At 63.2% G+C, this 11,567-nt stretch carries 11 protein-coding genes; 5 read left to right on the top strand and 6 right to left on the bottom strand.

Features of this window, described 5'->3' with window-relative positions; translation table 11 throughout:
* Positions 1 to 2 precede the first annotated feature (2 nt).
* From hemG to JMJ54_RS10920, 4 genes are all read right to left on the bottom strand, one after another.
* Positions 3 to 584 (bottom strand): menaquinone-dependent protoporphyrinogen IX dehydrogenase, encoded by a 582-nt coding sequence (gene hemG, locus JMJ54_RS10905; protein WP_203538578.1) that lies wholly within the window; start codon positions 582 to 584, stop codon positions 3 to 5.
* Between the two features lie 713 nt (positions 585 to 1,297).
* Entirely contained in the window at positions 1,298 to 2,053 is a 756-nt protein-coding gene (locus JMJ54_RS10910; RefSeq protein WP_505744189.1) for an amino acid ABC transporter permease, read from the bottom strand.
* A gap of 132 nt (positions 2,054 to 2,185) precedes the next feature.
* Entirely contained in the window at positions 2,186 to 2,941 is a 756-nt protein-coding gene (locus JMJ54_RS10915; RefSeq protein WP_203538580.1) for a basic amino acid ABC transporter substrate-binding protein, read from the bottom strand.
* A 277-nt stretch (positions 2,942 to 3,218) separates the two neighbouring features.
* Positions 3,219 to 6,215, bottom strand: coding sequence for an Rne/Rng family ribonuclease (locus JMJ54_RS10920; RefSeq protein WP_203538581.1), 2,997 nt, complete (start codon positions 6,213 to 6,215; stop codon positions 3,219 to 3,221).
* Positions 6,216 to 6,765: 550 nt separating this feature from the next.
* On the opposite strand from JMJ54_RS10920, the gene rluC reads away from it, so the two are divergent.
* The 5 genes from rluC to motD are packed head-to-tail and all read left to right on the top strand — an operon-like array spanning position 6,766 to position 10,487.
* Positions 6,766 to 7,713, top strand: a complete 948-nt coding sequence (rluC, locus tag JMJ54_RS10925; protein WP_203538582.1) for a 23S rRNA pseudouridine(955/2504/2580) synthase RluC — start codon at positions 6,766 to 6,768, stop codon at positions 7,711 to 7,713.
* Positions 7,710 to 8,366: an HAD-IA family hydrolase gene (locus JMJ54_RS10930; RefSeq protein ID WP_203538583.1), complete on the top strand. Its 657-nt coding sequence runs from the start codon at positions 7,710 to 7,712 to the stop codon at positions 8,364 to 8,366. The genes rluC and JMJ54_RS10930 overlap by 4 nt, the downstream gene beginning before the upstream one ends.
* A complete protein-coding gene (locus JMJ54_RS10935; RefSeq protein ID WP_203538584.1) occupies positions 8,359 to 8,733 on the top strand; it encodes a Rieske (2Fe-2S) protein in 375 nt (124 codons plus the stop codon). The genes JMJ54_RS10930 and JMJ54_RS10935 overlap by 8 nt, the downstream gene beginning before the upstream one ends.
* 14 nt (positions 8,734 to 8,747) lie before the next feature.
* Positions 8,748 to 9,689, top strand: coding sequence for a S49 family peptidase (locus JMJ54_RS10940; RefSeq protein ID WP_203538585.1), 942 nt, complete (start codon positions 8,748 to 8,750; stop codon positions 9,687 to 9,689).
* Positions 9,690 to 9,692: 3 nt separating this feature from the next.
* Positions 9,693 to 10,487 carry a flagellar motor protein MotD gene (gene motD / locus JMJ54_RS10945; RefSeq protein ID WP_203538586.1) on the top strand — a complete coding sequence of 265 codons (795 nt, stop codon included), beginning with the start codon at positions 9,693 to 9,695 and terminating at the stop codon, positions 10,485 to 10,487.
* Between the two features lie 29 nt (positions 10,488 to 10,516).
* On the opposite strand, the gene JMJ54_RS10950 is transcribed toward motD, so the two are convergent.
* Together JMJ54_RS10950 and JMJ54_RS10955 are read right to left on the bottom strand one after the other, a co-directional pair.
* Positions 10,517 to 10,942 carry a DUF411 domain-containing protein gene (locus JMJ54_RS10950; protein WP_203538587.1) on the bottom strand — a complete coding sequence of 142 codons (426 nt, stop codon included), beginning with the start codon at positions 10,940 to 10,942 and terminating at the stop codon, positions 10,517 to 10,519.
* Between the two features lie 52 nt (positions 10,943 to 10,994).
* Positions 10,995 to 11,462, bottom strand: a complete 468-nt coding sequence (locus tag JMJ54_RS10955) for a cupredoxin domain-containing protein (protein ID WP_203538588.1) — start codon at positions 11,460 to 11,462, stop codon at positions 10,995 to 10,997.
* Between the last annotated feature and the right edge of the window lie 105 nt (positions 11,463 to 11,567).

Consider the following 11,567-nt stretch of genomic DNA (forward strand, 5'->3'; position numbering starts at 1 on the left):
GCCTATCGGCATAACCGACCGATCGCCTCGGCAAAGTCGTCGACGGCCTCCCAGTCCGTGTACTCGACCACGGTGCCCGGGTCGGTCGGGCCATCGCTCATCGCCATGATCAGCCGGATCATCAGACGGTCGAACCAGCGATAGCGCGGATAATCGAGCCGGCCGGCAAAGGCGGTGGCCAGTGCAGGTTTGAGCTTGTGCTTTGCCAGCCACCGGCGCAGATAGGCGTTGCGCTCCGGGCTGGCCTTGCCCGGCTTGCGTGCGCTGAGATTGACCGACGCGATCGCAACCGGCTTGCATTGCAGGATCTCCCGCTGCGCCAGCATGAAGCGCTCGGCTTCCGGCAGGTGGTTGCCGTAGCGGACGGCGGCGACGACCACAATGGCGTCGGCCGCCGCAATCAGTGCGGTATCGGGCATTTTCCGGGTGAGGTCGCACAGCACGACCGCGTCACCGCAACGATGTCGTGCCAGGCGTTCGGCAATCCTTGTCGCCTGCCCGTCCCGGCTGGCATGACAGATCAGCAGCGTATCCATGCAGACAGCGTACGCGGCGGTATGCGGGTGCTCCTTGCGCTCGATCATGCTTGGAATTCTGTAGTCTCAGGGAAAGTCACTACACAAAAATCCTTGATGCAAATGTTGCACTGCGTAAAATCAGATTACGGTTTCGCCTTGGCAGATGTACTGCATGCGGTACGGTGCCTGATTGTGGCTAGGCCGAGAATGAGCATTCCCGGATAGAGCAACGGGGATGACGGGCGCCAGAATCAAGGCGTCGTTTGGGCTACCAGACCATGGTGGCAACGGGTCGTGGCGACCTACCCACAATCGCCGAAGACCATAACTCGTTCGACCCCCGGGCGGGGGAAGCAGCGCTTGCCCTGCCTACCGATGAGGTGGTTGTTGCATTGCGGCGTAGTCCCGCAGCGCAACTACAAGGAGGTCGTCATGAACGGACAAGAGAGCAGAGCAGATGCGCGTAGCGGCGGGGCACACGAAGTGGTCCGCTGTCGCGATTGCGGCATCACCCATCAGCGGGTCAATGCGCTGGGTGTATGCACCGCCTGCATGACCATGCGGGCACTCGATTATGCGGCAAGCCGCCACGGCGCGAGAAACGCCACGGCAGCCTGTCGCAACTGAACATCGACCCGGCCGAGGCCGGGACGTTGTAGCACGGCAATCATCACGGCAACTTAGACCGCGCCCAAAAGGCGCGGTTTTTTTGCGCGTTTCACACGCGAGCGGCCAATAAAAAAACGGGCCAAGCGGCCCGTTTTTTATTGGCTGCAGTATCAGTGGATGCCGCCGCTTTCCTTGTAGCGGTTCTCCAGCCAGTTGACCCCGGCTGCCATGACCAGCGTCATGACGAGGTACATGAAGGAGATCACCAGATAGGGTTCCATATAGCGCGAGTAGGCGCCGGCGACGGTGCGGGCCGCGTAGGCCAGCTCGGCCAGGCCGATGGCCGACACCAGCGAGCTGTCCTTGAGCAGCATGATCGCTTCGTTGCCGAGCGGCGGCAGCATGCGCCGGAACGCCTGAGGGATGATGACGAAACGCATCGTCTGCCAGTAGTTCATGCCGAGGGAACGGCTGGCCTCGAACTGGCCCTTGGCGATCGACTGGATGCCGGCCCGGAAAATTTCGGTGATGTAGGCGCCCGAGTTCAGCGTGAGCGCAAGCAGCCCCGACATGAAGGCACCGTGTTCCTGTCGCAGATCCGCAGCGAGATCGCCGCTGATCAAGATGCCGTCCACCGGGTGGACCAGGATCGGCATCACCGCAAAATGGATCAGCAGGATCTGAACGAACAACGGCGTGCCGCGGAAGAAGGTGACGTAGGCGTTGGCGGGCCAGCGCACGAAGAAGCGCAGCAGGTACTTCCAGGCGCCATGTTTTACTTCGGCGAGGCGGGCCATGCCCATGAACAGCCCGATCAGGGTACCCAGGACCACCGCGATCAGCGTGATCCAGAGCGTCATCTTGAGGCCGTCGATGAACAGCGCGCGGTACTCCCAGATGATCTGCAGCTGGATGTGCTGCATCATCGGGACGCTTTGCTGGACCTGTGTCCAGAATTGGTCGAAATTCATAAGCTCGGTTTGGTTTCCGCAATAAAAGAAGCGCAACCCGTGATGGCGAGTTGCGCTTTGCTGGGCCGGATTTTACCGCGCTAGCGCTTACTTGCCGAAGTACTTTTTGTAGATCTTGTCGTAGGTACCGTCTGCCTTGATGGTGGCCAAGCCCTTGTTGATTTTCGCCAGCATTTCCTTGTTGCCCTTCTTGACCGCGAAGCCGTAGTACTCCTTGGCAAAGCTGGTGTCGTCGACAACCTTGAGCTTGTCGTTCTTGTTGTTGGCGATGAAGTTGACCACGACGCCGTTGTCGGCAACGACGGCATCAACGCCGCCGTTCAGCAGCTCCTTCAGTGCCAGCGGGGTCGATTCGAAGCGCCGGATGTCCGGGTTGGTCTTGCCGACGAGCTTCTGGACGATCTCGTCACCCGTGGTGCCGGTCTGTACGCCGATCTTCTTGCCTTTCAGATCGGCGAACTTGGCAATCTTGCTGTTCGGGCCGATCGCGATCAACTGCTTGGCTTCGAAGTACGGGTCGGAGAAATCCATGGTTTGCTTGCGCTCGGGCGTAATCGTCACAGCCGAGGCGACGACGTCGCGGTCACCCGTCGACAGCGTGGCAAAAATGCCTTCCCACGGTGTGTTGATGAACTTCACCTTGAATCCCGCCTTGGCGGCAACCGCGCTGAGCACGTCGATATCGAAGCCGACTGCCTGCTGTTTTTCGTTCAGCGACTCGAAGGGCGCATACGCCGCATCGGTGGCGACCTGATAGGTCTTCTCGGCAGCGTGAGCCGGCGCTGCGAAGAGCAGGGCAGTCGCCGTCAGTGCGGCAAACAACGGTGAAGCGATCGATTTCATTGAGGCGTCCTGGTCATTGATGGGAAGGGCCACTCGGTATGGTGGCGGAAGGCTTGCATCGCCCCTTTTCCTGAGCCTAGAGGCGCAGCCAGTGCAGGCAGTATAGGGAGATTCCCTAGGGCCGCAGTCCGGTATAGCAGATGGATTTCAGGCGGGTTTCGATACCTTCGTTACTGCGCTTTCAGCGTCATGGGTAGGGCGTAAGAAACTGATTTTTTGTGCATCGAAAGCGAAAAAAAACCGCCCCGAGGGGCGGTTTTCATTTCGATGACATCAATCAGAGGTCGCGGGTTTCGACTTGGACCAGCGGTGCGCTGTCAGTCGCGACTGTTGCATCTGCGTGACGGCGCGGCGCCCGTGCCGGGGCTGCTGCGACCGGCTCGGAGACAACCGCTGCGTCGGCAACCGTTTCGACTTGCTGCAGCGACGCGGTTTCAACCGCTGCTGCTGCTTTCGGGGCATCGCTGCGGCGACGGCGACGCGGCTTGGTGTCGGCTTCGGCGGCAACCGGCGGTACGGCGGCGACATCGCTGCGCGTCGCGACCATGACCAGCCCGGCAGCTTCCGGCGTTGCGACTTCAAGCACTGGAGCAGGTGTAGGTGTCGGGGCCGGCGCGGCCTCGAAAGGCAGACCCGGCTGACTCGGAGCCGGTGCCGCTTCGGCAGGGGCGGCTTCCACGACCGGCGCGACAGCGGCTTCAACCACCTGAACCGGTTCAACGACGACTTCGGCGACCGGCTCGGCGACTGCGGCTTCGACAACCACTTCGCTGACTTCGGCAACCGGTTCGACGATCTCGGCAGCAGGGGCGGCCGCCACTGCTTCGACTGCGGCTGCTGCAACCGGCTCGCTGGCAACGGCAACTTGCGGTGCTTGCTCGACGACCGGTGCGATCACGGCTTCTACGGCGACGACGGCAGCAGCAACTTCGAGGGCCGTCGCGGTGGCTTGGCCTTCCTCGTTTGCGGCGGCTTCGGTCTGGCCTTCGGTCTGCTCGGCGCGATCACCACGATTGCCACCGCGACGGCCGCGACGGCGACGGCTGCGGCCTTCACCTTCGGCAGGTGCTGCGGTCGCTGCGGCGTTCTCGACCGGTTCGGCCGTTGCTGCAGCGAGGATTTCAGCGTCGACGGCTTCGTCCTTCACCGGTGCCGGTTGCGGTGCACGTTCGTTGCGCGGGGCGCGTGGTTCACGCGGCTGGCGGGGTTCACGCGGCTCGCGCTGCTCGCGGGCTTCGGTGTTCCGTTCGCCACGTTCACTGCGCTCGCCGCGTTCGGCGCGCTGCTGGTCGCGTGCTTCGTTGCGCTGCTGGCGGGCGTTCAGATCTTCCTCGATCCGCGGCTGCTTGCTGCGACGTTCCTTGTCGTTGCGCTGTTCGCTGCGCGCCTCGCCGCGTTCGGCATTACGGTCGCCGCGTTCGTTGCGCTCGTTACGACCATCGCGTTCGCGACGATCGCCGCGTTCACGCCGGTCACCACGTTCGCCGCGGCGGTTGTTGCCGCCATTCGACTGCGGACGTTTGGCCGGCTCGGCTTGCGGTGCCGGAGCAGCCGCTGCTGCTTCGGGTTCGCCACGGAACCAGCTGACAACGCGCGACCACAGCGACGGACCGGCCGCGACCACCGGTGCGACTTCCGGCTTCAACGCATCCTGCTTCGAGACCGGAGCCGGTTGTGCCGGGGTGATGCCCTTGACGGCGGCTTCCGGACGCTTGGCCTGTTCTTCCTTGGCGCGGCCAGGCTGATAGCTTTCCTCGCTCGGTGCTTCGACCATGCGATAGGACGGACGGGATTCGTCGAGGAGGTTCAGGTCATCGTGGCGCAGGCGAACGATGTTGTAGTTCGGCGTTTCCAGATGCATGTTCGGGATCAGCACGACGCCGACCTTGAGGCGGGCTTCGACTGCAAACAGCTCGCTGCGCTTCTCGTTCAGCAGGAAGGTGGCGACGTCGATCGGCACCTGCGCGTGGATCGCGCCGGTGTTGTCCTTCATCGCTTCTTCTTGAATGATGCGCAGGATGTGCAGCGCCGACGATTCGGTGCCGCGGATGAAACCGGTGCCGTGGCAGCGCGGGCAGGCGATATGGGTGGTTTCCTCGAGCGACGGCTGCAGGCGCTGGCGCGAGAGTTCCATCAGGCCGAAGCGGCTGATCTTGCCGGTCTGGACGCGCGCGCGGTCATGATGCAGCGCATCGCGCAGGCGGTTTTCGACCTCGCGCTGGTTCTTCGGGTTTTCCATGTCGATGAAGTCGATGACGATCAGGCCGCCGACGTCGCGCAGGCGCATCTGGCGGGCGATTTCATCGGCCGCTTCGAGGTTGGTCCGCAGCGCGGTTTCCTCGATGTCCGAACCCTTGGTCGCACGGGCCGAGTTGACGTCGATCGAGTACAGCGCCTCGGTCTTGTCGATGACGATGGCGCCACCCGACGGCAGCGAGACTTCGCGTGCGAACGCGGTTTCGATCTGGTGCTCGATCTGGAAGCGCGAGAACAGCGGTACGTCGTCCTGGTACAGCTTGACCCGGTTGACGTTGCCCGGCATCACGTGGCTCATGAACTGACGGGCCTGCTCGAAGATGTCGGCCTTGTCGATCAGGATTTCGCCGATTTCGGGCTGGAAGTAGTCGCGGATCGCGCGGATGACGAGGCTCGATTCCTGATAGATCAGGAACGCGCCGTTCTGCGACGTCGCAGCGCCTTCGATCGCGTGCCACAGTTGCAGCAGGTAGTTCAGGTCCCACTGCAGCTCTTCGGCAGCACGGCCGATGGCGGCAGTGCGGGCGATCAGGCTCATGCCTTGCGGCGTTTCGAGCTGGTCCATGGCCGCGCGCAGTTCCTGACGCTCGTCGCCCTCGATGCGGCGCGATACGCCACCGCCGCGCGGGTTGTTCGGCATCAGCACGAGGTAACGGCCGGCAAGGCTGATGTAGGTGGTCAGCGCCGCGCCCTTGTTGCCGCGCTCGTCCTTTTCGACCTGAACGATCAGTTCCTGGCCTTCGCGCAGCTGATCGGCAACGCGACCGCGGCCGCCGTCGTCGGACATGTAGGAACGGGCGATTTCCTTGAACGGCAGGAAACCGTGGCGATCGCAACCGTAGTCGACGAAGCAGGCTTCGAGACTCGGTTCGATCCGGGTGATGACACCCTTGTAGATGTTCGATTTCCGTTGTTCTTTGCCAACGGTCTCGATGTCGAGGTCGATCAGTTTCTGACCGTCGACGATCGCAACGCGAAGCTCTTCGGCTTGCGTTGCGTTGAACAGCATACGTTTCATGAGGGCTCCTGCACGCACTGACGGCAGGGATGCCCGGCTACGCCAGCCGCCCGGCTAGCGGGATGTCGCGGGACACCAACGGGGCGTCCGGCGCATCTTGCGGAAAAGACTGTTGCGGGGCGACGGGGAGTGTTCTGGCTCCAGAATCTGACTATTTGAGGGTCAATGTCGGGGCCGGCTTGGCCGGGCTGGCCGACGCCGATGAGTGGGCGCCGGCGGGAATCCGATGAGTGCGTGAATGGTATGAATCAATTACCATCGCTACTTATTTTGCGGTGAGCGAAATTAACCGCAACCCGGGACTTGGCCCCCGAAACAGGACGTCTGGCGATGCCCGCGCTCTCAACTCCAGGCCCGATGAACAATCAGGGCGGAGGGGTACAGCATGCTGTACGGCGGGAAGGGAGTCGCCGGCGTATCCGGGCGAAGAGGCAAAGAACGGGATGAAAAACGGGCCTGAATAATGGCCGGCGCTGACTGGATGGCGTCGCAGCGATTTCGCCTGCGAGGCCTGTAAAAACAGGCAGCGTGCCAACGAGTATAAGTCAATATGTCTGAAACGAGCAAAGCGTCTGTCACATTCGTTGAAATCGGTCCCGAAGAGGCCGGACAGCGCCTCGACAACTACCTGATCCGCCGTCTCAAGGGCGTGCCGAAAAGCCATATCTACCGCATCGTTCGCGGTGGCGAAGTGCGGGTGAACAAGGGGCGGACCGACGTCACCTACCGGCTGGCCGAAGGCGACGTGCTGCGGATTCCGCCGGTGCGTGTTGCCGAACGCCCCGCGAGCACCGCAGTGCAGGCGGCCAGCGGCCAGCTCGAGCTGGAAATCCTGTTCGAGGACGATGCACTGATCGCGATCAACAAGCCGTCCGGCGTGGCCGTGCACGGCGGGTCGGGGATCAGCTTCGGCGTGATCGAGCTGCTGCGCGCGCAGCGGCCGCAGGCGAAGTTCCTTGAACTGGTGCACCGACTCGACCGCGAAACCTCGGGCTTGCTGCTGATCGCGAAGAAACGCTCGGCCTTGGTCAAGCTGCACGAAATGCTGCGCGACAACCACCAGATCGACAAACGCTATCTGGCGCTGGTGCAGGGTGTCTGGCCCGAGCCGCGCAGCCACGTGCGTTTCAAGTTGCTGAAGTACGAGACGCCCGAAGGCGAGCGCCGGGTCAAGAAGTCGGCTGACGGCCTGACGTCGCATACCGTGGTCAACCGCAGGGCCAGGTTCGCCGACGCTTCGCTGCTCGAGTGCGAACTGAAGACCGGTCGGACCCACCAGATCCGTGTGCACCTGGCCGAGAGCGGCCATCCGATCCTGGGTGACGACAAGTACGGTGACCCGGCCCTGAACCGGCTGCTGCCGCGCGCCGGGCTCAAGCGCATGTTCCTGCATGCATGGCGGCTGACGCTGAGTCACCCGCTGACGGCGGATACGCTGACCCTTGAGGCACCGCTGCCCAAGGAATTGCAAACCTACCTGGATACCCTTGCCGAATGAGTAGACGTTTCGACCTGCTGGTCTTTGACTGGGACGGCACGCTGATGGATTCGACCGGTACCATCGCCAGGTCGATCCAGGCGGCCTTTGCCGATGTGGGGCTGCCGGTACCGGATGACCAGGATGCCCGCTACGTGATCGGTTACGGCCTGAACGAGGCGATGCAGCATCTGGCGCCCGGTGTCGACGATGCCATGATCAAACGCATCGTCGATGCCTACCGGCACCACTATTTGTCCGGCGATCACGCCTTGCTGCTTTATGACGGCGTGCGCGAAGGCCTGGACGCCTTTGCCGACGCGGGCTTTGAAATGGCGGTCGCGACCGGCAAGTCGCGCGCTGGCCTCGACCGCGTGTTGGCGTCGACCGGGCTCGGCCGTTATTTCGTTGCCACCCGCACCGCCGACGAGACGTTCTCCAAGCCGCATCCGGCCATGCTGGAGCAATTGCTCGACGTGACTTTCAACGTCGCCGACCGTGCGGTGATGATCGGCGATACGACGCATGACCTCCAGCTGGCGATCAATGCCGGCTGCGCGAGCCTCGGCATGAGCTACGGCGCGCATCCGGTCGATCAGTTGCTGACCTGCGCGCCGCTGGCGATTTTCGACGACTTCCCGTCGCTGACGCGTTGGGTGCTGGCGCATGAGTGAGCAGACCGCTGCGCCGATCTGCCGGAGCGCCGAGCTGGTCGACGGCGGCCTGGGGGTCCGTTTCAGTTTTGAGCGGAATGGCGGCACGCTGTCGGCCTTTGTCGTCCGCCACGACGGCAAGGTTTACGCCTACGAAAACGCCTGCGCCCATATCCCGGTCGAGCTCGATTACCGCGACGGTGAATTCTTCGATCTCTCAAGACGCTATCTTGTCTGCGCTACCCACGGCGCCTACTATGCGCCAGAGACCGGGGTCTGCCTTGGCGGCCCGTGTGCGGGGCGCAGATTGGCCGTGATCGGCGTTGTCGAGCATGATGGCGCGGTCTGGCTGCAAGACCCGGACCCGATACTCAAACCGTTGAACTGACAAGGCAAGAATCCATGCAAGAACCTTGGGAGCGCCAGGCGCTGACCGATCTGCTGCACGCCGGCATCAAGGAGCAACGCAGCGCGCGACGCTGGGGCATTTTCTTCAAGCTGCTGGGGTTTGGCGTGCTGTTGCTGGTGCTGGCCGGGGTGTTCGGCTGGTTCGGCCCGAAGGAGCTCGACAGCGTTTCCACAGGGCCGCATACGGCGCTGGTGCGGCTGGATGGCGAAATTGCCGCTGGCGGTGAAGGCGATGTCCTGCCGGTGATCGACGGGCTCAAGGCCGCGTTCGATGATCGCAATACCAAGGCCGTCGTGCTCGAAGTGAACAGCCCGGGCGGCAGCCCGGTTCAGGCCGGTCAGCTCAACGATGCGATGCGTGCGCTGCGCAAGCAGCACCCGAAGGTGCCGCTCTATGTCGTGGTCGGTGACATCTGTGCGTCGGGTTGCTATTACGCGGCGGTTGCCGCCGACAAGATTTTTGTCGACAAGGCGTCGATCGTCGGTTCGATCGGCGTGCTGATGGATGGCTTCGGCTTTACCGGCGCAATGGACAAGGTCGGCGTTGAACGCCGGCTGGTGACGGCCGGCAAGAACAAGGGCTTCATGGACCCGTTTTCGCCGATGAACCCGGAGCAGCGCGGCAAAGCGCAGGCGATGGTCGACGAGATCCATCAGCAGTTCATCGATACGGTCAAGGCCGGCCGCGGCAAGAAGCTGGTGCAGGACGAGCCGGATCTTTTCTCGGGGCTGGTGTGGAGCGGTGCCACCGGCATCAAGCTCGGTCTGGCCGATGCGCTCGGTTCGGTCGACAGCGTGGCGCGTGACGTGGTCAAGGCCGAGGATGTCGTCGATTTCACCACGCAACCGAGCTACCTCGACCGTTTTGCCAAGCGCGTCGGAGTCAGCGCGGCCGCCCATCTGGGCACGCAACTGTTCGGTTATTCGGTCCGGTAAACCATGGCCAGGCGCAAGCACGAAGAAGAACACGAGAGCCACGAGCGCTGGCTGGTCTCGTACGCGGATTTCATTACGCTGCTGTTCGCGTTTTTCGTCGTGATGTATGCGATTTCTTCGGTGAACGAAGGCAAGTACCGGGTGTTGTCGGACTCGCTGGTCAGCGCCTTCCGCAACCAGACGCCTTCCAGTGTCAGTGTCATCCAGCTGCCGAACCAGGTGCAGGCCGGTACGCCGCAACGGATCGCCGCATCGTCGGCGGCACGTGCGCCGGAGCTGGAGGCACAGGCCCGAAAAATGCGCGGTATGGCCGGCGATATCCGCACCGCCCTTGGCCCGCTGATCGAGCAGGGCAAGGTCAGGGTGACGCACTCCAAGCGCGGCATCGCCGTCGAAATCAGTGACAGCGTGCTGTTCGATCTGGCTCGGGCCGAGCTGCAGCCGGCCTCGGTGGCCATGCTCACCACGGTGGCCGGGCTGGTCAAGGCGAACGACAACCTGATTCAGGTCGAAGGCCATACCGACAACCAGCCGATCCGCTCGACGCAGTACCCGTCGAACTGGGAGCTGTCGGCCGCCCGCGCGGCCAGCGTGGTCAGGTTGTTTGCTGAAAACGGCATCGCGCCGCAGCGCATGGTGGCGATCGGCTATGCCGAGTTTCGCCCGGTGGAGCCGAACGAGTCCGTCGACGGCCGGGCGCGCAACCGCCGGGTGACGCTCAACATCCTTGCCGACAACAAGGACGAGGTGGCGGTGCTACCGACCGACGCTCCGCATCCGACTCCCGCCGCGCAATAGCACGTCCGGCCGGACGTGCTTTCCCCTGCTCAGAACTTGCCCCAGGGCTTGACCTTGCCGGCGGCATCGACGGTAACCACGTCGATCGTTCCGGGGGTGTACGGACCCATGCCCGGGCTGTTCGCCGGCATTCCCGGCGCCGAAATCGCCTTGACGTTCTTCGGCTGCTGTTTCAGCAACTTGTCGATCGCCGCCACGGGGACGTGGCCCTCGACCGCGTACTTGCCGACCACCAGCGTGTGGCATGACGGCGCGGCGGCGGTGCCATAGCGCGTCTTGATCGCCGACATGTCGTTGCTTTCGATCTGCTTGATCTGCCAGCCCTGTTGCTCAAGATAGCGGGCGTGCTCGCCACAGCAGCCGCAGCCCGGCGTTTTGTAGAGTGTGGCTTGCGGCCCTGCCCAGACGGTGGCCGAGAAGGTCAGGAGTGCGCCAATCAGAGTAATGCGTTTCATGCTGGAGTCCTTTTGATTACCGCGCCTCGCCGGCGCGGCCGATGGTATGTACTCAGTTCAGGCTGATCCGGGTGTGCATGCCGGCTTCATAGTGGCCGGCGATATGGCAGGCGAGCACGATGCCGCCGTTCACCGCCTTGTCGAACTTCCAGATCAGCGTCTTGCTGGCTCCGGGGGCGAGCGACACCGTGGTGGCATCGGCTTCGTGCTGCATGCCCGGCATTTTGCGCATCATCTCCGCGTGGGCTTGCTGGCTCGCGGTGTCGCCGATTGCAAACTCGTGCGTCAGCTGGCCCGGGTTGTTGACGACGAAACGTATCGTTTCGCCTTTTTTGATCGTGCCAACCGCGGGTTGAAACTCGAATTTCATCGTATCGAGCGTTCGCACCTGGATGGTCCGGGTGACATCGGCGGCGCGGCCGGGCTGGCCGAAACTGTCGTGGCTGCCGCTGTGACTGCCATTGGCGAAAGCCGACGATGCAACCAGCGCGGCGGTGATGGCGAAAAGGGTGGTTTTCATGCTTGTTTCCTGGATTGCCGGCCGGTGCGTGGCGTGGACGTGCCTCTGCGCGCGGCGCGGCAGCAATTGATCTGGAACGGGGCAAAAAGGGGGGGGGGCCGGACG

This window comes from Jeongeupia naejangsanensis (genome assembly GCF_016865585.1).
GTDB lineage: Bacteria > Pseudomonadota > Gammaproteobacteria > Burkholderiales > Chitinibacteraceae > Jeongeupia > Jeongeupia naejangsanensis.